The organism is Halanaerobacter jeridensis, assembly GCF_016908315.1.
Lineage (GTDB): Bacteria > Bacillota > Halanaerobiia > Halobacteroidales > Halobacteroidaceae > Halanaerobacter > Halanaerobacter jeridensis.
This window is the reverse complement of sequence record NZ_JAFBDQ010000008.1, coordinates 81,797-106,302: the sequence shown is the minus strand read 5'-3', so window position 1 is coordinate 106,302 and position 24,506 is coordinate 81,797. Positions and strand designations below refer to the sequence as shown.

23 protein-coding genes are annotated in these 24,506 nt (G+C 34.6%); all 23 read left to right on the top strand.

The genetic code is table 11. The features are described 5' to 3' along the window. Positions 1 to 5 precede the first annotated feature (5 nt). The 23 genes from atpE (JOC47_RS15735) to JOC47_RS09070 all read left to right on the top strand — a co-directional run bounded on the left by atpE (JOC47_RS15735) (position 6) and on the right by JOC47_RS09070 (position 24,492). Positions 6 to 557: an ATP synthase F0 subunit C gene (gene atpE, locus JOC47_RS15735; RefSeq protein ID WP_204701775.1), complete on the top strand. Its 552-nt coding sequence runs from the start codon at positions 6 to 8 to the stop codon at positions 555 to 557. A gap of 51 nt (positions 558 to 608) precedes the next feature. Beyond that, complete coding sequence (gene atpE, locus JOC47_RS09175; RefSeq protein WP_204701774.1) at positions 609 to 857, top strand: ATP synthase F0 subunit C; 249 nt, start codon at positions 609 to 611, stop codon at positions 855 to 857. A gap of 115 nt (positions 858 to 972) precedes the next feature. After that, on the top strand, positions 973 to 1,473 hold the full coding sequence (locus JOC47_RS09170) for a F0F1 ATP synthase subunit B (protein ID WP_204701773.1): 501 nt from the start codon (positions 973 to 975) through the stop codon (positions 1,471 to 1,473). After that, positions 1,470 to 2,018 carry an ATP synthase F1 subunit delta gene (gene atpH, locus JOC47_RS09165; RefSeq protein WP_204701772.1) on the top strand — a complete coding sequence of 183 codons (549 nt, stop codon included), beginning with the start codon at positions 1,470 to 1,472 and terminating at the stop codon, positions 2,016 to 2,018. The genes JOC47_RS09170 and atpH overlap by 4 nt, the downstream gene beginning before the upstream one ends. A gap of 10 nt (positions 2,019 to 2,028) precedes the next feature. Continuing rightward, complete coding sequence (gene atpA, locus JOC47_RS09160) at positions 2,029 to 3,579, top strand: F0F1 ATP synthase subunit alpha (RefSeq protein ID WP_204701771.1); 1,551 nt, start codon at positions 2,029 to 2,031, stop codon at positions 3,577 to 3,579. Positions 3,580 to 3,617: 38 nt separating this feature from the next. After that, a complete protein-coding gene (gene atpG / locus JOC47_RS09155) occupies positions 3,618 to 4,475 on the top strand; it encodes an ATP synthase F1 subunit gamma (RefSeq protein WP_204701770.1) in 858 nt (285 codons plus the stop codon). Positions 4,476 to 4,496: 21 nt separating this feature from the next. Next, a complete protein-coding gene (gene atpD, locus JOC47_RS09150; RefSeq protein WP_204701769.1) occupies positions 4,497 to 5,921 on the top strand; it encodes a F0F1 ATP synthase subunit beta in 1,425 nt (474 codons plus the stop codon). 2 nt (positions 5,922 to 5,923) lie between these two features. After that, the gene (locus JOC47_RS09145; protein WP_204701768.1) at positions 5,924 to 6,349 is read left to right on the top strand and encodes a F0F1 ATP synthase subunit epsilon; all 426 of its coding nucleotides are present in this window, start codon (positions 5,924 to 5,926) and stop codon (positions 6,347 to 6,349) included. Positions 6,350 to 6,654: 305 nt separating this feature from the next. Next, positions 6,655 to 7,251 carry a YueI family protein gene (locus JOC47_RS09140; RefSeq protein ID WP_204701767.1) on the top strand — a complete coding sequence of 199 codons (597 nt, stop codon included), beginning with the start codon at positions 6,655 to 6,657 and terminating at the stop codon, positions 7,249 to 7,251. Between the two features lie 87 nt (positions 7,252 to 7,338). Next, a complete protein-coding gene (gene murA / locus JOC47_RS09135; RefSeq protein ID WP_204701766.1) occupies positions 7,339 to 8,598 on the top strand; it encodes a UDP-N-acetylglucosamine 1-carboxyvinyltransferase in 1,260 nt (419 codons plus the stop codon). Between the two features lie 273 nt (positions 8,599 to 8,871). Next, complete coding sequence (gene spoIID, locus JOC47_RS09130; RefSeq protein WP_239551039.1) at positions 8,872 to 9,786, top strand: stage II sporulation protein D; 915 nt, start codon at positions 8,872 to 8,874, stop codon at positions 9,784 to 9,786. 42 nt (positions 9,787 to 9,828) lie between these two features. Next, complete coding sequence (locus JOC47_RS09125) at positions 9,829 to 10,629, top strand: M23 family metallopeptidase (protein WP_204701765.1); 801 nt, start codon at positions 9,829 to 9,831, stop codon at positions 10,627 to 10,629. A gap of 74 nt (positions 10,630 to 10,703) precedes the next feature. Further along, entirely contained in the window at positions 10,704 to 10,952 is a 249-nt protein-coding gene (spoIIID, locus tag JOC47_RS09120; protein WP_204701764.1) for a sporulation transcriptional regulator SpoIIID, read from the top strand. 167 nt (positions 10,953 to 11,119) lie between these two features. After that, positions 11,120 to 11,860, top strand: a complete 741-nt coding sequence (flgF, locus tag JOC47_RS09115) for a flagellar basal-body rod protein FlgF (RefSeq protein WP_204701763.1) — start codon at positions 11,120 to 11,122, stop codon at positions 11,858 to 11,860. A gap of 140 nt (positions 11,861 to 12,000) precedes the next feature. Then, a complete protein-coding gene (flgG, locus tag JOC47_RS09110) occupies positions 12,001 to 12,789 on the top strand; it encodes a flagellar basal-body rod protein FlgG (protein WP_204701762.1) in 789 nt (262 codons plus the stop codon). An 11-nt stretch (positions 12,790 to 12,800) separates the two neighbouring features. Continuing rightward, complete coding sequence (flgA, locus tag JOC47_RS09105; protein WP_204701761.1) at positions 12,801 to 13,769, top strand: flagellar basal body P-ring formation chaperone FlgA; 969 nt, start codon at positions 12,801 to 12,803, stop codon at positions 13,767 to 13,769. Positions 13,770 to 13,788: 19 nt separating this feature from the next. Continuing rightward, the gene (locus tag JOC47_RS09100) at positions 13,789 to 14,364 is read left to right on the top strand and encodes a flagellar basal body L-ring protein FlgH (RefSeq protein ID WP_338035340.1); all 576 of its coding nucleotides are present in this window, start codon (positions 13,789 to 13,791) and stop codon (positions 14,362 to 14,364) included. 13 nt (positions 14,365 to 14,377) lie between these two features. Further along, positions 14,378 to 15,541: a flagellar basal body P-ring protein FlgI gene (locus JOC47_RS09095; RefSeq protein ID WP_204701760.1), complete on the top strand. Its 1,164-nt coding sequence runs from the start codon at positions 14,378 to 14,380 to the stop codon at positions 15,539 to 15,541. A 32-nt stretch (positions 15,542 to 15,573) separates the two neighbouring features. Continuing rightward, positions 15,574 to 15,897, top strand: a complete 324-nt coding sequence (locus tag JOC47_RS09090) for a rod-binding protein (protein ID WP_204701759.1) — start codon at positions 15,574 to 15,576, stop codon at positions 15,895 to 15,897. A 38-nt stretch (positions 15,898 to 15,935) separates the two neighbouring features. Continuing rightward, complete coding sequence (locus JOC47_RS09085) at positions 15,936 to 17,840, top strand: SpoIVB peptidase S55 domain-containing protein (protein WP_239551037.1); 1,905 nt, start codon at positions 15,936 to 15,938, stop codon at positions 17,838 to 17,840. 147 nt (positions 17,841 to 17,987) lie between these two features. Next, positions 17,988 to 22,232 carry a translocation/assembly module TamB domain-containing protein gene (locus tag JOC47_RS09080; RefSeq protein WP_204701758.1) on the top strand — a complete coding sequence of 1,415 codons (4,245 nt, stop codon included), beginning with the start codon at positions 17,988 to 17,990 and terminating at the stop codon, positions 22,230 to 22,232. A 20-nt stretch (positions 22,233 to 22,252) separates the two neighbouring features. Further along, the gene (locus JOC47_RS09075) at positions 22,253 to 23,995 is read left to right on the top strand and encodes a BamA/OMP85 family outer membrane protein (protein ID WP_204701757.1); all 1,743 of its coding nucleotides are present in this window, start codon (positions 22,253 to 22,255) and stop codon (positions 23,993 to 23,995) included. 14 nt (positions 23,996 to 24,009) lie between these two features. After that, entirely contained in the window at positions 24,010 to 24,492 is a 483-nt protein-coding gene (locus tag JOC47_RS09070; protein ID WP_204701756.1) for an OmpH/Skp family outer membrane protein, read from the top strand. Positions 24,493 to 24,506: the final 14 nt, after the last annotated feature.

The window sequence follows — 24,506 nt, the reverse complement described above, 5'->3', positions numbered from 1 at the left end:
TTTAAGTGGGAGAAATCTCGAATTTAGTGATGTTTGTTTTAGAGTGGTTGAGCCAATTTAGTGCTGAAACTTTAACTATTTCAGCGACTATTATTGGAGCAGGTTTTGCTATGATTGCCGGAATTGGTCCCGGAGTGGGACAGGGTTTTGCTGCCGGAAAAGGTGCTGAAGCTGTAGGAAAGAATACAGATAACAGCCAAAGTGTAACTTTAGTGATGTTATTAGGGGCAGCAGTAGCTGAAACTTCTGGTATCTTTTCTTTAGTAGTAGCATTAATTTTGCTTTATTCTAATCCGCTAATTGGATTACAAGGAGCAGGATTTGTTTTAGCCGCTTCTGCTTTAGGAGCAGGTTTAGCAATGATGGCAGGAATTGGCCCAGGTATTGGGCAAGGATATGCTGCTGGAAAAGGTGCTGAGAGAGTAGGTAATCGACCTGAGTATCAAGGTTTAATTGTTCGTGTTATGTTGTTAGGTCAGGCTGTAGGTCAGACCACAGGTATTTATGCTTTAGTAGTAGCATTAATTTTGCTATTTGCTAATCCATTTTTAGCTTAAATATTTATAAAAAATTCTTAAAAATCAGACAATTACAAGGAGGAGTTCATAATGAATGGAGACGCTTTAATTCAAGCTGCTTCTGCTATTGGAGCAGGTTTAGCAATGATTGCAGGTATTGGTGCAGGTATTGGTCAGGGATTTGCTGCAGGTAAGGGTGCTGAAGCTGTAGGTAAACAACCAGAAGCACAGGGTGTAATTGTAAGAACTATGTTACTTGGTGCCGCTGTTGCAGAGACAACAGGTATCTACGGTTTAGTAATCGCTTTAATCCTATTATTCGCTAATCCATTTGTGTAATGGAAAAACATAGGTGAAGATGGGTAATGGGCACCATTATTCATCTTCTTTTAACTTTGTTTCGCAGTTAAGATTTGATTAGAATGAAGGTTATTCTGTGAAGGGAGGGAAAGAAATGATTGATTTAGGAGTTACCTTCTTTTTTCAACTTGTTAACTTTATAATTTTATTCTTAGTGCTAAAACACTTTTTATTTGAACCTGTGACTAACTTTATGAACCAGAGATCTAACAAGATTTCTAATAAGTTAGACAATGCTGAAGAAAAAGAGCAAGAAGCTGAAGAACTAAAGCAGCAGTATCAACAAAAGCTGCAAGATGCTAAAGATGAGGCACAGGAAATTATTGAAAAAGGTCGGCGTCGAGCTCGTCAGAAAGAAGAAGAAATTATTAATGAAGCTGAGGAAGAAGCTGACCGTAAATTAGCTCGCGCGGAAGATGATATTGCCCGGGCTAAAGATAAAGCACGAGAAGAGTTGAAAGAAGAGGTTTCTGATATATCATTGTTATTAAGTAAGAAAGCATTAAAAGAAATTGTTGATGAGGATATGCAGGAAAAATCGATTGAGAACTATATTGAACAGCTTGACAAAGAGAAATTAGGTGAAGTGCAATGATAGAAGAAGAAATTGCTGAGAAGTATGCTGATGCTTTATTTGAATTAGCTCAAGAAGAAGATGAGTTAGAGACAATTGTTGATGAATTTGATGAAGTTGCTGCTCTGGTTGAAGAGAATGAAGAGTTAAATCAAGTTTTGGAGCATCCAGGGTTGGACTATAAACAGAAGAAAAAGATTCTAGAAGAAGTTTTCAGTGGTCAATTATCAACTACATTTTTAAATTTCATTAAGTTGTTAATTGATAAGAAAAGAGAAGTTTATTTACCACAAATCCATCAACAATTTATAGATATGCTAGCAGCAAAAGAGAATCGTTTAACTGTTGCAGTGGAAACACCAATTGAATTATCTGATAAACACCAATCTAAGTTGAAAGATAAATTGCAGAGTGCTTTAGATAAGAAAATTGAGCTAGAGATAGAAGTCAAACCTGATTTAATTGGTGGATTAGTATTAAAGATTGGTAATAAAGTAATTGATGGTAGTATTAAAAATTATCTGCAAGAGGTTGAATTGAATCTGCAGACACTAGAAGTAAGTTAGGGGTGAGAGAATGAAACTGAATCCAGGTGAAATAAGTTCAATTATTAAAGACCAAATTAAAAATTATGATGTTGAATTAGAAACTAAGGGTGTAGGAACTGTACTTAGTGTTGGTGATGGTATTGCTCGAATTCATGGTTTAGAAGATGCCATGGCTGGAGAACTTTTGGAGTTTGAAAGCGGCGTTAATGGCATGGTTTTAAACCTAGAAGAAAGTAGTATTGGTTGTGTAATCATGGGTGAGGAATCAGAAATTGAAGAAGGTGATGAAGTTCACCGGACTGAAACAGTTGTAGAAGTTCCTGTAGGAGAAGAGTTAAAAGGAAGAGTTGTTAATCCGTTAGGAGAACCTGTTGATGGTAAAGGTCCAATTAATGCTGATGATACTCGTCCTGTGGAGACTGAAGCGCCAGGTATTGTACAGCGTCAACCAGTAGAAGATCCACTACAGACTGGTATTAAATCTATTGACTCTATGGTGCCAATTGGTAAAGGACAGCGAGAATTAATTATTGGTGACCGTCAAACTGGTAAGACTGCTTTAGGAATTGATACAATTGTTAACCAGCAAGACGAAGATGTAAAGTGTGTTTATGTAGCTATTGGACAGAAAGCTTCTACAGTAGCTCAGGTAGTAAATAAATTAGAACGAGAGGGCGCAATGGAGTATACAACTGTAGTTACTGCTGCAGCTAGTGACCCAGCTCCATTACAGTACTTAGCTCCTTATGCTGGATGTTCTATTGGAGAACACTTTATGTACGAAGGTGAAGATGTATTGGTAGTTTATGATGATTTATCTAAGCACGCGGTTGCTTATCGTGAGATGTCATTGTTATTAAGACGTCCACCAGGCCGTGAAGCTTATCCAGGAGATGTATTCTATTTACACTCTCGATTATTAGAGCGTGCTGCTAAATTAAATGATGACTTAGGTGCAGGTTCTTTAACTGCTTTACCGATTATTGAAACTAAAGCGGGAGATATTTCTGCTTATATTCCAACGAATGTAATTTCTATCACTGATGGTCAGATCTTCTTAGAAAGTGAATTATTCTACTCTGGTGTTCGACCAGCAGTTAACGTTGGTTTATCTGTATCTCGTGTAGGTGGAGATGCACAGATTTCTGCGATGAAGGACGTTGCAGGACAGTTAAAACTTGATATGTCACAGTATCGTGAGTTAGAGGCCTTTGCTCAGTTTGGGTCTGACCTTGATGAAGCAACGCAAAAGAAGTTGGCCCGAGGAGAAAGAATTGTAGAGGTCTTAAAGCAGGATGAAACTAGTCCAGTTTCTGTAGCTGACCAAGTAATTATTGTTTATACAGTAAACAATGGATATTTAGATGATATTCCTGTTAATGATATTGAAAGATTTGAAGCAGAGTTCTTAGCATTTATGGATGCTGAAAAACCAGAGATAGCGGAGAGTATCGTTGAAACTGGTGAATTAACAGAAGAGACAGAAGAAAAGTTACAAGCAGCTATCCAAGAATTTAAAGATAACTTTGACATAGATGAAAGTGAATTTGAAGTTGAGGATGAAGAAGCTACAGCCTAGCTCAGTAAGGATCCAGTAAAGCGAGGTGATCTGACAGAATGCAAAGTATGAGAGATATTAAACGGCAGATAAGTAGTGTTGAGAATACTAAGAAGATTACTCGAGCCATGAAGATGGTAGCCAGTGCTAAGTTACAAAAGGCTCAAGAAAGAGCTGAAAATGCTAAACCTTTTTTCACTAAGACTAAGCAGACCTTAGCTGGAATTACAGGTGGAGATACTCAAGATTCGCATCCTTTAATGGAAGAACGCGAGGTTGAGAAAGTAGGTTATGTTGTTGTCACTGGTGACCGGGGTTTATGTGGACCCTATAATAACAAAGTGATTAAGAAAGTAGAAGAATTAACTGCTGCTCGAGATGAAGATGTTGCTTTATTTGCCGTTGGTAACCAAGGTCAAAGACATTTTAAACGCAATGGATATGAAATCATATCTGAGTATTTAGATGTACCGGATAAACCTGGTTTTGTAGTTGCTGAAAATATTGCTATTGAAATTATGGAACTGTATCGAGAAGAGATGCTTGATGAAGTAAACATAGTTTACACTGATTTTGAATCAGTTCTATCTCATAAAGTTGAGGTTATAGAGCTGTTTCCAATTGAACCACCAGAACAGAAGGAAGATGCTGAAAATATGAGTAAATATTTATACGAACCTTCGGCTGGTGCTGTATTGAATTCAGTTTTACCGCAGTATGTGACTAATTTAATCTTTGGTTCACTACTGCAAGCTAAAGCAAGCGAATTTGCTTCTCGGATGACAGCTATGGATTCAGCAACTGAAAATGCTGAAGAAATGATAGATGACTTGACATTATCTTATAACCGTGCTCGTCAAGCTGCAATTACGCAGGAATTAACTGAAATTGTTGGTGGTGCTGAAGCATTAGAATAGGAAGATGGAGGAGGTTTGATTATGAGTGATGAAAATCAGGGCCAAAATACAGGAGAAGTTGTTGAAGTTATTGGCCCAGTAGTTGAAGCTGAATTTGAAACAGGTAGCTTACCTGAAATTAATGATGCAATTAGAATTATTGATGATGTACATGATAAAGAAGTAACAGTTGAGATTATGAACCAGGTAGGAGATAATCGAGTTAAAGGTGTAGCGATGTCTTCTACTGATGGATTAAAAAGAGGTATGAAAGCCATTCATACTGGAGGGCCTATTTCTGTACCAGTTGGTGAAGAATGCTTAGGTCGAATCTTTAATGTACTAGGTGAAACTATTGATCAGCAGGGTGAGGTTGGAACAGATAAAAGATCACCAATTCACCGTGATCCACCTAAGTATGAAGAGCAGACTACTAGTACAGAAATTTTTGAAACAGGAATTAAAGTTGTTGACTTACTAGCACCGTATGCTGAAGGTGGTAAAGTTGGATTATTTGGTGGTGCTGGTGTAGGTAAGACTGTATTAATTCAGGAGTTAATCAATAACATCGCCCAAGAGCACGGAGGTTATTCTGTGTTCAGTGGTGTAGGAGAGAGAACTCGTGAAGGTACAGATTTATGGTTAGAATTTAAAGAAGCAAATATTTTAGATAAAGTTGCTTTAGTGTATGGGCAAATGAATGAACCACCTGGTGCCCGAATGAGAGTTGGACTAACAGGTCTAACAATGGCTGAATACTTTAGAGATCAGCAGGGCCAAGATATGCTGTTATTTATCGATAATATCTTCCGCTTTATTCAGGCTGGTTCTGAGGTATCCGCCCTATTAGGTCGTATGCCTTCTGCTGTAGGTTATCAGCCTACATTAGCAACTGATGTGGGGCAATTACAGGAGCGAATTACTTCTACTAACAAAGGGTCTATTACTTCTGTACAGGCTGTTTATGTGCCAGCAGATGACTTGACTGACCCTGCTCCAGCAACTACATTTGCTCACTTGGATGCAACAACAGTATTATCTCGTGAGATTTCTGAGAAAGGTATTTATCCTGCTGTTGACCCATTAGATTCTACATCTAATGTACTAGACCCTAACGTTGTAGGAGAAGAGCATTATGAGATTGCTCGAGAAGTTCAGGAAACTTTACAGCGTTATCAAGATTTACAGGATATTATTGCTATCTTAGGTATGGATGAATTATCTGAAGAAGATAAGATTACTGTTAATCGTGCTCGTAAGATTGAACGGTTCTTATCACAGCCATTCTTTGTAGCAGAACAGTTTACTGGTATCCCTGGAAAATATGTTCCAGTTGAAGAAACAGTTCGCGGATTTAAAGAAATCTTAGAAGGTAAACATGATGATTTACCAGAAGAAGCTTTCTTATTCGTAGGAACTATTGATGAGGCGATAGAAAAAGCGCAAGAGCTAGAAGGAAGTGAATAATTATGGCAACGATGAATGTAAGTATTGTAACCCCGGAAAGAGTTGCCTATGAAAGTGATGACGTAGAAATTATAAATGTAAGAACAATTGATGGGAACCGGGGAATTATGCCCAATCATGAGCCGTTAATTACTGGCTTAAATATTGGAATTATTAGAGTCAAGGATGGTAGCGGAGAGGATATCTTCTCTGCTACTCAAGGCTACATGGAAGTTAAGCCTGATGAAGTAACGGTCTTAGTAGGTTCTGCTGAACACTCTGAAGAAATAGATGTGGATCGTGCATTAGCTGCTAAGGAAGAAGCTGAAGAAAGACTAGAGAAAAAACATGAAGATCATATTGATGAACGTCAGGCTGAAATTGCGCTAGAAAAAGCCTTGAATCGTTTACAAGCTAGTAAACATCATGATTTCGATCAATTTGAATAAATATTATAGATAATAATGAGAGTGAGGGATTTTTCCCTTGCTCTTATTTTTTTATAGCTAGAAGTAAGTAGCTAGGAGTTAGTAGTTAAAAAATAAAATCAAATTCAAAACCTAAAACATTAACCTAGTATTCAATAATTTCTAGCTATAAACTGTTTTTTTGTTTTGAATTTACTACTAGCTACTAGCTTTTATCTACTAGCTAGTGGCACGATAGTGCCACTTTATATAAATATTGTTCGCTTGTGCTTTTGGTAATTTTTTGATATACTTCTCTTAAAGAAATCGTACTAGGGGTGATTATTATGTCTGATAAGCAGCAGGATATAGAACAAGAATCTATGAAAAAACAGCAGCAGAAGAGTGAATTAGAAAGAACTGCTGCCGCAGGAGTCAATGGTGGACCTAAAATAAAACAGAATGAAAAAAATAGATTTTTAGGTGAATTTAAAGAACGAGTCTTAATTGCTCTAACTTTTTCTCAGGTAGAAGAAGAAGGTACATATCCTGAAGTTGCTGAAGCAATGCAAGATAGTGAAGCAGTTAAACTAATTCTCAATCGCGAAGTAGATATGTCAAAAGCTAGAGATTATATTAAATTAGCTGATGATAATGACTTATCTTTTAAAAAAATTGGTGCAGCAGGATTAGTGGGAGAGGTTGCTTTAGTAGTAGTTAGTGACCATGCAGTCCATGCAGAAAAAATTTATGTTCGCAGCCGTAGGGAAAGATTAAAAGAAAAAGGGATCCCAGAAGAGTTAATTAATGCTCGCGGCGAAAAAATATGTGGAGATTGCTATAATTTAATTAAAGAGAAGGCACCGGAAGAATTAGAAAATTACAAAAAAATGTCTTTATTTGATAAACTAATTGGAGAAAAATGTCCAGGTAAACATGATTAATTTTGTGATTAATGCAGGAAGATGCTCCTTAATAAAGAATATATTTAAACGGATATATGTTTGAAAAATTGTATAGGAGGAAATAACATGAGTCAGTTTGTAGTATCTGGTACAGAGCAAATAAATGGAGAAATAAGTGTTAGTGGAGCTAAAAATGCTGCTTTACCTGTTGCTATGGCTAGTTTGATGGGACATGGGGAAAGTGTATTATGTGATATACCTGACCTGCGGGATATTAGAAATATAGTTAAAATTATAGATTCTTTGGGAGCAGAAGTAGAATATAAAAATAATCAATTAACAGTTAATCCTGATGCTGTTGATAAGATTCAGGTTCCAGAAGATTTGGCCCAAGAATTGAGGGCTTCTTATTATATTTTAGGAGCTTTTTTAGCCCGCCATGGACAAGCAGAAACAACTATTCCTGGTGGTTGTGATATTGGAGATCGTCCAATAGATTTGCATTTAAAAGGATTTAAAGCTTTAGGAGCAGAAGTGACTATTGATGGAACCTTTGTTCATATAGAAGCTGAAAAATTAACAGGAGCTAAGATATATTTAGATTATCCTAGTGTAGGAGCGACAATGAATATTATTATGGCTGCTTCTATGGCTGAGGGGAAAACGGTGATTGAAAACGCTGCTCGAGAACCAGAGATTGTTGATTTGGCTAATTACCTCAATGTTATGGGAGCAGAAATTAAAGGAGCCGGAACTGATGTTATTAGAATTGAAGGAGTAGAAGAATTAACTGGTACAGAGTATACAATTATTCCTGATAGAATTGAAGCAGGAACCTATTTAATTATGGGGGCTGTAACAGGTAGTGAATTATATGTAGACAATGTATTAGTAGAGCATATTAAACCATTAGTAGCAAAATTAAAAGAAATGGGAGTTAGAATTGAAGAAGATGTAGACGGAGTGAAAGTCAATGCTAAATCTGATTTAAAAGCTGTAGATGTTAAAACACTTCCTTATCCCGGTTTTCCAACAGATTTACAAGCCCCATTTATGGTCTTACTAACTCAAGCTGAAGGTGAATCGAAAGTAATTGAAACGGTCTTTGAAAATAGATTTGCTCATGTAGAAGAGTTAAAGAAAATGGGAGCTGAGATAAAAGAAAAGAAGATTGGTCATACTGCTGTAGTGCATCAAACACCTTTAACAGGTACAGAAGTTCGAGCTACCGATTTAAGAGCAGGAGCTGCTTTGATTTTAGCTGGTTTGGTAGCAGAGGGGGAAACAACAATTAAAGAAGGTTATCATATTGAACGAGGTTATGAAAATGTTATTGATAAATTAAGAGGTGTGGGTATTGATATTAAAAAGATTGGCAATAGTTAATGCATATAGACTGCGGAAACACAGCAGTTTGCCATAAAATAAAGCTGCACGGAGTGACGCAAAACAAATGAGTAGTTAAAGTATTGAGTATTAAGCAACCTTAGCGGGTTGTTTTTTGTTTTTTTTGTATTTTAATTAATAGAGAATGAATAAAATTAATTAATTGGGATAAAGATACAACACTAAGAATATTTATAATTATTTTTTTAATGTTAATTGGAGTCTATTTAAATTTTGATAGGAATAGAAATGTATTAAATAGATAAAGGAGTGATGCTCCTGAAAAAGATAATTGTGATACTTTCGATTTGGTTATTGAGTTTAATCTTAATGCCCAGCGGATTAGTGTTGTTGATTAATCTTATTGAATCCAAACCTCAAATTACGGTTTATGATTATAAATTGCAGCAAGAAAAGACCTTGCCCCTAGAAGAGTATGTAAAAGGAGTAGTGGCAGCAGAAATGCCAGCTTCTTTTCCCTTAGAAGCGCTGAAAGCTCAAGCAGTGGCAGCCAGGACTTATGCTTTGAAAAAAGAAATTAATGGTCAAAGATTAACCACATCTAGTAAGTTTGATCAAGCTTGGTTATCTAAACAAGAGTTGAAGAATAAATGGACTACAGATAATTTTTTTTATAATTGGTCTAAAATATCTACTGCAGTAGAAGAGACAGCAGGGTTGGTATTAGTCTATAATGATGAACTAATTACTGCTGCTTATCATTCTACTAGCGGGGGGCGGACTGCTGCAGCAGTAGAAGTTTGGGGTGGCAAAATTCCTTATTTAAAAAGTGTTAATAGTTATTGTGAAAATAATTCCCCTTATTATAATCAACAGCAGTTTTTTACTTGGCAGCAATTAGCTAAAAACTTAGATAGCATTAATTATAAGCAAGTGCAGATTATTAGTCGTAGTAATAGTGGGCGAGTTCTAAAGATGAAAATAAATAAGCAAGTTTTTTCTGGGAGGGAAATCAGAAAAAAACTTGCTTTAAATTCAACTAAATTTAGATTTATTAAAACTGAGTTGGGCATTAAATTTATTGTTGATGGTTTTGGGCATGGAGTAGGTATGAGCCAGTATGGAGCGCAAGGATTAGCAGAAGAGGGATGTAATTTTATAGAGATCTTGTATCATTACTATCCTCAGGCAAAAGTAATAGTGGGAAAAAATGATTTCGATGTATAAAAAATATACCTCTGGGAATTATAATTTCTGGAGGTGGAAGCAATGAGCAAAAAAGAGGAAAAGAAATTACCTTTTTCGCTGAGTGCTACGAAAAATAAACTTAAAAAATTGAAAAAATTAGGCTGGGCAGGTTATGTATTATTTATTGCCTTCTTTATTGCATTAGGAGGTATGATTGCTTATTATCAAAAGGGTTATCAATTAGATTCCATTAATCAGTTGTTACCTCACAATAATCAGGAAGAAACTCAAGAAAAGATAACTGTAGATAGTATTTCCCAACCGCAAATGATTAATTCTAAGCCTGAGCAAGAACAATTTAGTGAGATTGGAAGAGCGGTAATGAGTGATAGTCAAAAGTCTGCCAAGAAGACAAAAGAAAAAATTGAAGATGAGATTAGTGAAGAAAAAGTAAATAGTGTCCCCCAAATGTCATCAGAATCTGTTTCTTCGCAATTTAATAATTTAATTATGCCGCTGCAGGGTGAAATAGTTAGTAACTGTGAATGGTATAAAGACCAACTCTTAGATGCTTGGAAGTATAATTCAGGCGTCAACATCCGAGGAGAAATTGGAGCTGAGATTAAAGCTGTGGCAAATGGAAAAGTAAAACGAATAATTAGAGACGATTATCAAGGAATAACAATTATAATTACTCATACTGATAAATATAATTCTTTATACTCTAATTTAGAAACTGCTACTGTAAAAGTAGGGGATGAAGTTGCTAAAAGTCAAATGATTGCTAAATTAGGTGACAATGGTGCTGGTGAGAACAGTGAATTACATTTTGAAATTATAAAAGGTGAAAAATCAGTTAACCCGGTGGATTATTTTAATTAAAATTTAATTTTTGTAATATGCTAGTCTCCCTTCTTCATATATATGTAATGAGAAACTTGAAGGGGGACAAGGTAATGAAGGATTACATTTATGAGCGGGTGTTGGAAATTGCTAATTATATTTATGAAACTAAAGCAACGGTCAGACAAGCTGCTAAAGTTTTTGGAGTTAGCAAAAGTACAGTGCATAAAGATGTAACCAAACGATTACAGAAAATAGATAAAAATTTAGATGATAAAGTACGAAATGTATTAGATTATAATAAATCTGAAAGACATTATCGTGGTGGAGAAGCTACGAGAAAAAAATATTTGAATATGTAATTAAAAAAGAAGTAGGAATTTTCCTACTTCTTTTTTTAGCTTTTTTAATCCCATAATTTATAGTTAAAAGCGAAATTAAATATTATTTGTTGAAAGGAGAAGGAGTTTTTGCTTTTATCTTTAAATACACAACTAAGGTTTATTTTTTTTTGTAAAGGGGGAAAATTATGATTAAAGGATTATATACAGCTGCTTCAGGTATGCAGTCATCGATGAGAAGGCAAGAAATTATTTCTAATAATTTGGCTAATACAAATACGACTGGTTTTAAGAAAGAGACTGCTATTAATAAGGCTTTTCCTGAAGAAATGATGAATAAAATTGATACTCAATCTAAAGAAATTGGAACATTAGGTAATGGAACTGCTGTAGATGAAGTTGATACTGACCATTCTGCTGGAAAGTTTAAGCAGACAGGTAATAGTATGGATTGGGCGATTAAAGGAGAAGGTTTTTTTGTTGTTCAAACTCCTCAAGGAGAAAGATATACTAGAAACGGTAATTTCACTGTTGATAATCAAAATCGGGTAGTTACTCAGCAAGGTTATCCTGTGCGAGGAAAAAATGGATTTTTAGAGGTGCAAGAAGGTGGCAATGTAGCTATAGATGATAATACTTTATTGGTTAATGGACAAGAAGTAGGTGGGATTAGAATACGTAGTTTTGCTGATAAAAGTGGTTTAGCTAAGGAAGGTGAAAATCTATTTAGACGAACTCCTGAAGCTGGCAATCAGTTCAATGCTACTGGAAAAGTTCAGAAAGGTTTTGTGGAAGGTTCTAATGTTAATCCGATTGAAGAAATGACAAAGATGATTCAAAATAGCCGGACTTATCAAATGGATCAAAAGGTAATTCAAATTAATGATCAAACCTTAGACCAAGCTGTTAATCAAGTAGGAAGACCTTAAGAAGCAGTAAATCAGTGACAAGTAACAAGTGAAGAGTAAAGAGAAAAAATAGTAAGACAGTAAGGTAGTGAAACAGTAACTAGTAATCAGTAATGAGTAAAGAATAAAGAATAAACTAAAATATTTTAGGAGTGATATGAATGATTAGATCGTTGTGGAGTGCTGCCTCTGGAATGAAGGCACAACAGACGAATGTTGATACTATTTCTAATAATTTGGCTAATGTAAATACAACTGGTTTTAAGAAATCGAGAACTGATTTTGAAGACTTATTATATCAAACTGTTAAATCTGCAGGGGCTCCTAATAGCCAAGGTTCGCAAGTTCCAACAGGTATTCAAGTTGGTCATGGTGTAAAAGTTGCTGCTACGCAAAAAATGTTTGGCCAAGGTAGTTTAAAAAGTACAGAAAATCCATTAGATATGGCAATTAAAGGTGATGGCTTTTTTCAAGTACAGATGCCTGATGGTAGTGTAGGTTATACAAGAGATGGCTCGTTCAAATTAGATAGTAATGGACAAGTTGTAACTTCAAATGGATATTTACTGCAGCCAGCAGTTACTTTACCAGCTAATGCACAAAATATTAATGTTAATGAAGAAGGACAAGTGACATATACTGAACCAGGTGGTAATGGAGTACAACAAGCAGGACAAATTGAATTAGCTAATTTTGCTAATCCAGCTGGATTGAAAAGTGTAGGACAAAATATTTATAAATCAACTGCTGCTTCTGGAGAAGCTGCTTTTGGAGTACCAAGTCAAGAAGGTTATGGAACTATTGCACAGAAGTTCTTAGAAACTTCTAATGTTCAGACAGTAGATTCAATGACTAATATGATTGCTGCTCAGAGAGCTTATGAAATTAACTCTAAAGCAGTGCAAACTTCTGATCAGATGTTACAGCAAGCAAGTAATTTAAAACGATAGGAGTTTTAGTTATGAAGGCTAGGTTAGTAGTATTAGTTTTATTATTATTGTTAATTATGAGTACAACTACGATTTTAGCCCAAGAGAATTCAATTATCATACCTAGTCAAGTCCAGGTGCCAACTTTAAATATTAAGTTGAATAGTATAGCTGAGATTAAAGGTTCATCTGCTTTTAAAGAACAAGTTAAGGACCTCAGTTTAGGACAAACCCCTTATCCTGGTTATCAGCGGGTTATATATCGTGATGATGTAATTTATGCTTTACGACAAGAAAATATTAATGTGGGACAAATCAATTTGAGAATCCCATATCAATTTACAGTGAGAGCTGACTATAATCCTTTAGCAATAGATAAGTTAAGTGAATATGGTCGGCAATATATTAAATCTAATTTAAAATATGATGAAGAAAAAATTGAAATAGAGACTCTAAATCCCCCTGAGGAATTGTTAGTGCCCCAGGGTAAAATCAACTTTAAAGTAGTTAAAAATTATAATCGGCGTTTACTAGGTGTTAATATGCTGCCGATTAAAGTTTTAGTTGATGGTCAATTATACCGTAAATTTTATATAAAATTTTCTACTAAGTTACGAGTGCAAGTATTGATACCTAAAAAAAGATTAGAGCAAGGCCAAAGTTTGACAGCTGATTTATTTGTTCAACGGGAAAGGCTGCTCACTAATGCGCCAGATAGATATGTATCCTCTTTTCAAGCCCTGGAAAATAAGGTGCTAACCCGGACTTTAGCGGCTGAGCAGATTTTAACTAATGACATGTTAGCTACTCCTCAATTAGTTACGAGGTGGCAAAAAGTAAAAATTGTGGCTAAAGTTGGTGGTGTGGTAGTAACTACTACTGGCAAAGCGTTGGAAAATGGGCGTAAAGGTGATATAATTAAGGTTAAGAATACTAATAGTAATCAAACTATAGAAGCAAAAGTTGTGGCACCTAACGAAGTAGAAGTAGTTATTAATTGATTGAAGGAAGGCGGTAAAAGTGAAGAAATATTATGTGTTAGCTATTATGTTATTGTTAGTAATGACAGTGACAGGGATCGCTACTGCTAATTCCTTATGGGATGATTCTAAGTCGATGTACGCTGATAAAGTTGCTTTTGAAAAAGGTGATATTTTAACAGTCAATATTACTGAAAGTTCTAGTGCTAATCAACAAGCTAGTACAGAAGCTTCCCAGAATAACCAAGGTAATGTAGGAGCGGGAACAGGAATCTTAGATTTTATTAAGTCTTTAGGTTATAATCAAAGTAATAGTAATAGTGCTTCTGGTACTACTAATCGCAGTAGTAATTTAGATGCAACAATGACAGTCAAAGTAATTGAAGTACTTGATAATGATAATTTAAAAATTTCTGGTACTAAAGAGATAAATGTTAATGGTGAGAAGCAAAAGATAAAATTAGAAGGTATGGTGCGACCTGAAGATGTAACACCGCAAAATACAGTAGAGTCGACCTATTTGGCCAATGTTAATATTCAGTATTCTGGTAAAGGTGTAGTAGGGGATAAACAACGACAGGGAATTCTGAGCAAGGTATTTGATTGGTTGTTCTAAAGGTGGGATAATTATGAAAAAATTGATAAAAACAATAGTGATGATAGTGCTTGTAGTCATGTTTAGCAACACTGCTTTAGCTTTAACTCCTAGTCAGTCTACTTCTAATGACCCTTTAGTGCGCGTCAAAGATATTACAAGGGTTAAAGGAGTACGTAGTAATCAATTAATTGGTTATGGGATAGTAGTTGGTTTAGCAGGCACTGGTGATGGTGCAGGGAATGAATTTACTATTCGTTCCGTATCTAATATGCTGCAGAAATTTGGCGTTGATGTAGAGCCCCAAAATATGAGTTTAGATAATGTAGCAGCAGTAATGGTCACAGCGAAATTACCTCCTTTTGCTCAAAGTGGAGATAAGATTGATGTGACTTTATCTTCATTAGGAAATGCTGATACATTGCAGGGTGGTACATTACTGATGACTCCTTTAGAAGGACCTAGTGGGGACCGAGTTTATGCAGTAGCCCAAGGTCCAGTTTCGATTGGTGGTTTTAATGCTGGCCAAGGAGGAAACGAAGTACGACAAAACCACCCGACGGTAGGCAGAATTCCTAATGGTGCTTTAATTGAGAGAACAGTACCAAATCAGTTCAGTAATCATAATCGAGTTAGCTTAGTACTAAATGAGCCTAATTTTACTACAGCAGAAAATATTGCTAAAGTAATTAATAGTCATTTTGGATATTCGCCCGAAGGAGATAAATATGCTAAAGCTATTGATGCAGGACAAGTAGAAGTAAAAGTTCCGGACCATTATGACAAACGCAAAGTTGAGTTTGTTTCTCGTTTAGGAAAATTAAATGTGCGACCGGATACAAAAGCTAAAGTAGTCATCAATGAGCGAACAGGTACAATTGTTATGGGCCATAATGTACGCTTATCTAAAGTTTCAGTTAGTCATGGTAATTTAACGGTCACTATTGCTACTGAAAATGAGGTTGTACAGCCTAATCAGCAAGGTGAAGAGAATAATCAACAACCACAGCAGGTGCAAAATCAAGATGTTAATGTTGAGGAAGAGCAAGATAGATTAGCGGTATTGCCTAAAGGTTCTAATATCTCTGATGTAGTTAAAGCTTTGAATAAGGTAGGAGCTAAGCCGCGTGATATAATTTCCATTTTGCAGTCGATTAAACAGTCAGGAGCCTTACATGCTGATTTAGAAATTATGTAAATTAATAATAGTTTAATATTGGGGTGAATAAAATGAAGATAAGTACTGCTTCCACTTTGCAGCAATTTCGAGCTGCTCAAGCTCAAGAACAGCAGACTAAGCAAGAAATAAATCACTTAGCAGAAAAGACGGAGACGAATGCTAAAATAAAGAAACTATCACAAGAATATGAATCAATTTTTGTGAGTATGATGTTTAAACAGATGGATAAGGCTGGTTTTAAGTCTGACCTAATAGATACTGGTTTAAGCGAAGATATTTATAAAGATATGTATTATAATAAGATAGCTAAAAAGGCAGCCTTTGAAAGCGAATTAGGAATTGCTGAATCTATGTATCAGCAATTAAAGAAGTAAAAAGAGATTTGTGAATAAAATGAAGGGATGGGATTTGTTTGAGAAAGTTTGGCATTAAGATTTTGCTATTGGGACTATTTATTTTATTATTATCCAATGTTGTAGTAGCTAAAACAGAGATTATGCCCTTAGAAGAAATTAAACCTGGAATGCAGGGGGTAGGGAAAACTGTTTTACAAGGAACAAAGATTGAAGAATTTGCCGTAGAAATAGTCAGTATTTTAGAAAATCAGAATATGGACCAAGATTTAATCTTAGTCAAAACAAGTGGTGATGTGATAGAAAGAACTGGTGGTATCGCTTCAGGAATGAGCGGGAGTCCAGTTTATGTTAAAGGAAAATTAATTGGAGCTATTGGTTATGGTTGGCAGATGGCCAATCATAAGATTGGAATGGTAACTCCAATTGAAGAAATGTTAAACATCTTTGAATTAGAAAAAGAAAAAGATGAAGAAGAAATTATGCTTGATACGCCGATTGAAATTAGTGGTAAGATATATAATAAAGTTAAATTTAGTACTGCTCAAGAAGAAGTAAAAGAAGCACATACTTTAGTAGCGCAGCCTGTGACAACACCATTGTTAGTCAATGGTTTAACTGGTAGATCTAAAGATAGATTAGCTGATAAATTATCAGATTTTGATGTTAAACCTGTGAAGAGTGGAGGGCTTGCTACAGATATTGAAGAAGTTCCTTTAAAACCTGGTAGCGCTGTTGCTGTGCAGTTAGTGCGCGGTGATATAAATGTATCAGCAATTGGAACTTTAACTTATCGCGATGGTAATAAGCTATTAGGATTTGGTCATCCGTTCTTATCTAAAGGGAATGCTAATTATTTGTTATCATCAGCTTATATCCATCAGATGATAACTAGTATTAAGATGCCTTTTAAAATTGGTTCTCCCGCTGGATTAAAGGGAGTTATCACTCAAGATAGAGCAGCTGGTGTAGCAGGTAGAGTGGGCAAGTTTCCCAATGTAGTGCCGGTAGAAATCGAAGTAGTAGATAAGAATTTAGAGCGGAGCCAAGTTTATAACTTACAGATAATTCATGATGAAGAATTGCTACCGCAATTATCTTCTGTAGCGCTGCTGCAAGCTATAGATACTACAATTGACCGCCAAGGTGCTGGGACAGCCCAACTTGATTTAGAAATAATGAGCAATGATTTACCTGAGCAGGAATTAAAACGATCGAACTTATACTATAGTTCTAATGATATTGCAGCTAATTCATTAGGGGATTTTATTCAAGTGCTGAGTCTATTAACTAATAATCCCTTTAAAGAAGTTAACTTTGCTAATATTAAAATTAAAGTAGAAGTTAGTAAAAAACCTCGCTTAGCCTTACTAGAAGAAGTAAACTTGAATACTAAAGAGGTTAAAGCAGGTGATAAAATAGAAGCTGAAATCAAATTTAGACCTTATCGTAAAGAATTAATTACTAAAAATGTGACAGTAGAAGTACCAGAAGAAGTAGAGGAAGGTCCTTTAGAGTTGTATGTCTTAAGTGGCCAAAATGCTAATTTAGAACAATTAACTTCTTCTCAAAATGGTGACTCTAATTTTCAAACAAATAATATTCAAGATTTAGAAGAATTAATTAAAATATATAAAGAGCAGAAACAGAATAATCAATTAGTTGTACAGTTAAAAGAAGCTTTTTCTCCTGGAGCACGTCAAGCTCAAACAACTGCAAAAGCAGCAGGAGAAACTGAGGATAAAAGTAAGGAAAATGAAGAAGAAACAGAAGAGCCTGAGAATTATAATAATAATTTAGTAGAAGAAGTTCTAAATACTGATTATGCCTTACAAGGAGCAGTGAGAAAACAGATTAAGGTGAAGACAAGAGATAAAGAACCAGAAGATAAAGCGAGAAAAAATAAAAAAGCAACTAGCAACGAGCATAAAAAAACTGGAAACAGTTCTGATGATAAGAAATAATTGCTAGGACTCCTCTTTTTGGAGGAGCTTTTTCTTTGGTAATGTATACCATAATGTTCAAGAAGTAACTAAAAATATTCATTGCAAGACCTAGGTAAATATAATATTATAAAAAAGAACTGGAGATTCTGGACTGGGGGATAGATTATGCAATTAAAGCTTTTACAGTCTAAAAAATTCATTATTGGGCTTAGTTTATTAGTGCTGGTGCTGGGGGGGCTGTATTTCAATATAAATCAAATATTAAATGAGATGAAAGGTTCTATCGTCAGTCAATTAGAGTCTCGGTTAAATACAGAGATTAAGATTGAAAGGTTGAGGTTAAGTGGTTTTAATCAAATAACTGCTGATAATGTAGTGCTTAAGGATAATAATGGTCGTGACCTAATGCGCAGTGAAGAGCTAACTGTTAGCTATAGTATTATTGCTTTAGTAAACGATTACTCCCAGCCCTTAAAGATTATTAAAGATATCGAAGTTAATACTCCCCAGATTAATTTAATTCAGAAAGAAAAGTGGAATTATAATTTTTTACTATCCTCTGCACCACAAAAGAAAGAAAATAATAATAGCGAATTATTCCCAATTTATATTAATGAAGCTCAAGTTAATCTTAAAACTGATGAACTTAATGAAGAAATTAATAGAATTAATGGCGTGATTGATTTAAGAGGAGGAACGGGAATCTTTCTTGATGGAGAGATTAAAGGTTTAGCTTCAAAAGTTAAGACAAAGATAATTATTAATGAACAAGATTATCAAGGCCAAGTTGATTTTTCTAACTTAAAGCTTGATAATCTAAGTAATAAACGTAACTTAAACTTTCCTCAGAATCTAGATCTTGCAGGAACAGTTAATGGAAAAGTTAAATTTAAAGGAGAATTTAGTACTCAGAATAGTTTTTATGGTGATCTGTTTTTAGAGAATGGTAGTCTTGATTATCAAGGTTTAAGCTTAAATCGAATTAATGGTAATTTTGGGCTCAATGAATATGGATTAAAAGTAAAAGAGTTAAGCGGATATTACCAAGATAATCTTGTCAGCCTTAACGGCAGTATTTTTGGCTGGCAACAGCCGCAACTTAATTTGAATTATGAGGTTAAAGACTTGCAATTAACAACTATTGAAAAGTTATTAGCGCAAAATATAGATGTTGCTGGACAAGCAGATATCAAAGGTCAGATTGAAGGAACTGTTGCGGAACCTACCATTAGAAGTACAGTGCAGATGGACCGTGTTAATGTGGCCCAAGAAACTATTAAAGATATAACAGCGGACTTATATTATAAAGGTGGAGTAGTAAATTTAGAGCAATTAGCTTTAGATTATAAGCAAGGGACTATTAATTTAGATGGGACCTTAGACCTTAATAAATCTTTTAACTATATAATTAATACTAACTTTAATGATCTATCTGTAGCAGATATAGAATTAGAATTTTTATCAAAGTTAGGATTAAAAGGAATTGTTAATGGTCAGGCTATAATTTCAGGTGAAGGATTAAGTAAAGAAAAGTTAAATATACTTGGTTCTTTAAAAGTTAAATCCGGGGCTGTAAAAGGTTATGACTTTCGCAAGTTCAGCAGTAAATTTTGGCTTAATAAGCAGAAGCTATTTTTAAATAATACTGAATTGCAGGGCCAAACTAGCCACGGGACTGTTAATGGCTTTATTAGTTTAGCTGGAGATGTAGATTTAGACCTAAAGCTCAATCAATTATCGCTTAAAGAATTGCAGCAATTTCATCAATTAGAAGATTTAAACGGACAAATAGATCTAGATGGTGCTTTGAGTGGTACTTTAAGCCAACCGCAATTAAAGGCTGAAGTAAATGGTCTGGGTATAGAATATCAAGAGATTAGTTTAGGGGAATTAAAGGCTGAATTAGACTTAAATAAAGAGGAAGTACATCTTAACAAGGTGACAATCCCTAAATATGCGAGTCAATTACATGGTGTGATTAATTTTGCTGATTCATACTCCCGCTTAATAGCTACTACTAATAATTTGCAGGCTGAAAAGATTGATTCTTTAATTCATGAGCAATTAACTCTAAGTGGTAATTTATCGGCGACAACTAAAGTTACTTCTCTATTGTCGAATCCGATTGTAGAGAGTGATTTGAAAATAACTGAGGGAACGCTATTAAATAAGCAGAACTTTGATAACTTAGCTTTAGATTTGAGTTATGATTATCAACAACAGCGTTTGACTTTAAGAGAAGGAGAAATGAATTATAAAGATAGTAGTTTAGAATTGAAGGGAACGATGATTGGACGAGAATTAGATTTTAATTTTAGTAGTCCTGCCTTAGTGTGGGAAGATATCAATTTTACTGATAAATTAAAAGAGTTAACTGGTAGTGCTGAAGTTAGTGGTAGTGTTTATGGTGATTTAGATAATCCTAAAGCTGCAGCTAAGTTTAGTGCTCAAGAGGTACAGTTTGAACAGAAAACAATTGGAGATCTGAGTGGTAGAATAGATTATAGAAAGCAAAATATTTATATGACTGATATTGCAGTCCAGACTGCTACTAATCAATATCAGCTAAATGGTAGTTTTAATCCTCAAACGCAAGAGATAGACAATGTTAGTATCGATATAACTACTGGAACTACAGATTATTTAAAACAGTTCTTAGCAGTTGAAACTAATGTTTCTTATCAGTTTAATGGTCAAATAGAAGTTGATGGTGCTCTGCAGCAGCCGCAATTCGATGTAGAATTATTGGTAGAGGATAATGACGATACTGGTACACTAGAAGTAATTGGTGATTATTCCTGGAGTAAAGATGCTGATTTGCAATTGATAGCAACTAAATTTGATGTTAGTGTTTTAAATAATTTTGAGTTCTTTCCTTATCCGATTAGAGGTAATTTAAATTTAAATGGGCGAGTTACAGGTAGATTAACAGCGCCTAATTTCACTTCTGAGCTAAAGATAACATCAGGTGAAATAGCTAATTTAAGTTATGAAAAATTAGCCGGAAGTGTAGAAGTAGTGGCCGGAAAAAAGGTTATTTTAGAGCAGAGATTAGAAGGAGAAGGGGATAATGTAATTGAAGCCAATGGTCAAATTCCTCTTATTCAAAACGAAGATTTTGACTTAGAATTGAATTTAGCCGAAGGTAATTTAAGAATACTATCATTATTAATCCCTAAGATTGAATCTGCTCATGGTAAAGGAAGTGCTAACTTAAAGATAACTGGTCCCCTAGCTAAACCTACATTATCTGGTTCAGCTAAAGTAGTAGCAGGTAGTTTTGCTTATCCTACTTTGGACAGGAAAATTAGTAATTTGAATGGTGAGATTAAGTTTGCTAATAATCAATTGTTATTGAAAAATATTAGTGGATATTATGGAGAAGGGAACTTTAGCGGAAGCGGTAGTATTACTTTAGATGGCTTAAGTGCTGCCGATTATGATTTAGAGTTAAACGGGCAACAGATAGCTTTTGAGCATGGTTCCTGGCAAGGGATGAATGATTTAGATATATCGATTACTGGAACGGGTCTTAAACCCGAAATTACAGGGGTTATTAAAGCCTATGACACTCAGTTTGAATTGCCTGTAGATTGGCCTAGCGCTAAAGGTGGAGTTTCTAAGATTAAACCACAAATTGATATTACAGTAGAACCAGGTAGTAATGTACGTGTAGTTAATGAGCAAATTGATATTTTAGTGCAACGTGGGACTTTGAATTTAAGAACAATTGATGGCAAAGTAAGATTAATTGGTGAACTAAACTCTAATAGTGGGCGTTTCACTTATTACAATACGGAGTTTGAATTACAAGAAGGACGCGCCATTTTCCGTCAGTATGATTATATACCGAATTTACAGTTAGAGGCGACTACAGAGATTTATGACCGAGTGATTGCTGAAGATGAGAATAACTTATCTGACCCTTATCATGATATTACTTTGACCTTAACTGGTCCGGCTGACCAGCTTAATTATCAGCTTAGTTCTGATTCTAATCTATCGCAGGAGAAGATTATTGCTTTATTAACTGGTCAGGGAGGAATCGGTAATCTATTAGAGAAAAACTATGAACAGGCACTGACTTCAGAATTAAGAAGAGTAATTGGGCAAGGTATTAAAACAGAAGTTATTTATAAGGTAGAAAGATCATTTGAACAGTCTTTAGATTTAGATCAAGTACGTATTAAATCTTTATTAGAAAGCAATGACAGTATTGAAGTAGAAATCGGTAAATATATATTTAATAATTTTATGCTTAAATATAATCATTCTTTCTTAGAAGAAAGTAAAGCAATTGGCTTTGAGTATTATTTTAATCAAGGATTAGATAATTTAATGATTCAAGGCAACTATAACAGTAGTGGAGAATATGAATTAGGCTTAGAAGCTTCCATTCCATTTGAATAATAGCAGGGAGGACAAAAGTTATGAATAAAAAGTTAATTATAATTAATCTTGCACTAATATTAATATTATTAAATTTAACTGTTGTAGCTGCTCAAAGCCAGGAACTAGAGAATAATAAAGTAGATAAATTAGCAGGACAAAAGATAACTGCTATCGAAATTGAAGGAAATAAGGTGATTAGTGATCAGCAAGTGCTAAAAGAAGTGACTACTACAGTTGGTTCTCAGTTAGACCAGCAGCAATTACAGAAGGATTTGCAGTCTATTTTTGATCTAGGTTACTTCTTTGATGTGCAGGTTCTATTTGAAGAGTACAAATCAGGGATTAAATTGATTTTTGAAGTGATTGAGAACCCAGAAATTACTGAAATCAAGGTAATGGGTAATGATCATTTAGCTAAATCTAAAATCAAAGAATTACTAGGAGTTAAACTGCCAAAAGTTTTAAATGTGAGTCAACTTAATGAAGGAATGAAAGCAGTTAATGAGTATTATCGTGAGCAAGGATACATCTTGGCTAGTATAACTGATGTTACAATAAAGAATAAGAATCAGTTACATCTCACGATTAATGAAGGTTATATTAATCAAATCAAAATTGAAGGTAATGAAAAGACTAAAAAATATGTTATCACTCGTGAAATGACTACGCAGCCAGGGCAAGTATTAAATGTTGAACAATTAAGAGAAGATATCACTAATATTTATAGATTAGGTTATTTTAAGAGTATAATTCCTGAGTTTAATCGTTTGGAAGACTCGCAGCAAGTTGATGTTATAATTAAAGTAGAGGAACAAAAGACTGGTAATTTCAATATTGGAGTTGGTTATAGTTCTACAGCAAAGTTTACAGGAATGATTAATATTGAAAAAGATAATTTAGGTGGTCGAGGTCAAAAAGTTAATTTGAACTGGGAATTTGGGGGAGAACGAAATAACTTTGAAATAGGTTTCTATGAGCCTTGGGCTTTTGGAACGCAAACTAGTTTAGATTTTAATATTTATGACCGCAATGAGACGACTGAAGATGATGTAGATGTAAGTAAAGAAGGGGGTAATGTTACAATTGGACGCCCTTTGACTGAAGATATTAAAGGTTATTTAGATTTAGATTATAGTACTATTAAAGAGAATTTTTCTGATGGAGGCAGTAATTCTGATAATACAATGAGTTTAACTTTACGGACAATTCGGGATACCCGAGATAATCTATTAAGCCCTAGAACAGGCGAGAGACAAGAAATTTCAATTCAGAAGTCTGGGTTTTGGGGGACTGCTGATTATTCTAAATATAAATTAGATTGGCGAGAGTATTTCCCAGTGGGGGATGAAGATAGTGTAGCTCTACGCTTTAAGATGGCTACAAGTGAAGGAGATTTACCAAGTACTGAACGTTATTATCTATCATCTTTAGATGCTGTAAGAGGTTATAATGATGATTATTATAAAGAACAAGATACTACTGGTGATGGGACTAGAGATTATATACCAGAAGAAAATGGCTTTATAGGTGAATCCTTACTCTTAGCTAATTTTGAATATCGCAAAAAATTATGGGATAATATTACTGGTGTTACTTTTGTAGATGTAGGAAATGCTTTCGAAAGAGATGATTTGAGTATTGATGATTTTAATTATTCTGTTGGATTAGGAATTAGATTTGATACTCCAGTTGGTCAACTAGGCCTTGATTATGGTTATGCACCGGAAGGTCGATTAGAGGAAAAATCTGATTTCAGTATTAGTTTAGGTAACAAATTTTAGAAAGGGGTTTGCTAATGAAGAAAGTATTGTTTTTTACACTATTGTTGATCTTGAGTCTAGGAATTATTGTAACTAATCCCATTAAAGCTGAGCAAAATGAGGTAGTTGAAAAAGGAGTTGCCCAGATTGGCTATGTGGATATGCAGAAATTATTTCAGAATCATCCCCAAAAGAAGGCATCAGAACAGAAGTTGGAAACTGAAGCGCAAAAGTTAAAGGAAGAATTAAAGACTAGAGCTAAGACAATGGATAAAGAAGAACGGCAGAAACTACTTCAGAAATATCAAGATCAATTGAGTCAACAAGAACAGAGATTGATTGAAGATGTTTTAGCAGATATTAATGAGAAAATTAATCAAGTTGCTACTAAGAAAGAAGTTTCTGTTGTTTTAGATAAATCGGCTGTAATTTATGGAGGACGTAATTTAACTGCTGCTGTAATGGAGAAGATTAATCAAGATTATCAGTCAGCAGTTGAAGAAAAAAGTGCTGAATAGATGAGAGTTACTCC

What these genes read in the sequence shown, in the direction of transcription:
- JOC47_RS09125 (WP_204701765.1), top strand. Translation starts at nt 9,829, where the DNA reads ATGAGCAAAAAAGAGGAAAAGAAATTACCTTTTTCGCTGAGTGCTACG.
- JOC47_RS09080 (WP_204701758.1), top strand. Translation starts at nt 17,988, where the DNA reads ATGCAATTAAAGCTTTTACAGTCTAAAAAATTCATTATTGGGCTTAGT.
- atpA (WP_204701771.1), top strand. Translation starts at nt 2,029, where the DNA reads ATGAAACTGAATCCAGGTGAAATAAGTTCAATTATTAAAGACCAAATT.
- JOC47_RS09075 (WP_204701757.1), top strand. Translation starts at nt 22,253, where the DNA reads ATGAATAAAAAGTTAATTATAATTAATCTTGCACTAATATTAATATTA.
- spoIIID (WP_204701764.1), top strand. Translation starts at nt 10,704, where the DNA reads ATGAAGGATTACATTTATGAGCGGGTGTTGGAAATTGCTAATTATATT.
- JOC47_RS09090 (WP_204701759.1), top strand. Translation starts at nt 15,574, where the DNA reads ATGAAGATAAGTACTGCTTCCACTTTGCAGCAATTTCGAGCTGCTCAA.
- atpH (WP_204701772.1), top strand. Translation starts at nt 1,470, where the DNA reads ATGATAGAAGAAGAAATTGCTGAGAAGTATGCTGATGCTTTATTTGAA.
- murA (WP_204701766.1), top strand. Translation starts at nt 7,339, where the DNA reads ATGAGTCAGTTTGTAGTATCTGGTACAGAGCAAATAAATGGAGAAATA.
- flgA (WP_204701761.1), top strand. Translation starts at nt 12,801, where the DNA reads ATGAAGGCTAGGTTAGTAGTATTAGTTTTATTATTATTGTTAATTATG.
- atpD (WP_204701769.1), top strand. Translation starts at nt 4,497, where the DNA reads ATGAGTGATGAAAATCAGGGCCAAAATACAGGAGAAGTTGTTGAAGTT.
- flgG (WP_204701762.1), top strand. Translation starts at nt 12,001, where the DNA reads ATGATTAGATCGTTGTGGAGTGCTGCCTCTGGAATGAAGGCACAACAG.
- atpE (WP_204701774.1), top strand. Translation starts at nt 609, where the DNA reads ATGAATGGAGACGCTTTAATTCAAGCTGCTTCTGCTATTGGAGCAGGT.
- spoIID (WP_239551039.1), top strand. Translation starts at nt 8,872, where the DNA reads ATGCTCCTGAAAAAGATAATTGTGATACTTTCGATTTGGTTATTGAGT.
- JOC47_RS09095 (WP_204701760.1), top strand. Translation starts at nt 14,378, where the DNA reads ATGAAAAAATTGATAAAAACAATAGTGATGATAGTGCTTGTAGTCATG.
- JOC47_RS09070 (WP_204701756.1), top strand. Translation starts at nt 24,010, where the DNA reads ATGAAGAAAGTATTGTTTTTTACACTATTGTTGATCTTGAGTCTAGGA.
- JOC47_RS09145 (WP_204701768.1), top strand. Translation starts at nt 5,924, where the DNA reads ATGGCAACGATGAATGTAAGTATTGTAACCCCGGAAAGAGTTGCCTAT.
- JOC47_RS09170 (WP_204701773.1), top strand. Translation starts at nt 973, where the DNA reads ATGATTGATTTAGGAGTTACCTTCTTTTTTCAACTTGTTAACTTTATA.
- JOC47_RS09140 (WP_204701767.1), top strand. Translation starts at nt 6,655, where the DNA reads ATGTCTGATAAGCAGCAGGATATAGAACAAGAATCTATGAAAAAACAG.
- flgF (WP_204701763.1), top strand. Translation starts at nt 11,120, where the DNA reads ATGATTAAAGGATTATATACAGCTGCTTCAGGTATGCAGTCATCGATG.
- atpG (WP_204701770.1), top strand. Translation starts at nt 3,618, where the DNA reads ATGCAAAGTATGAGAGATATTAAACGGCAGATAAGTAGTGTTGAGAAT.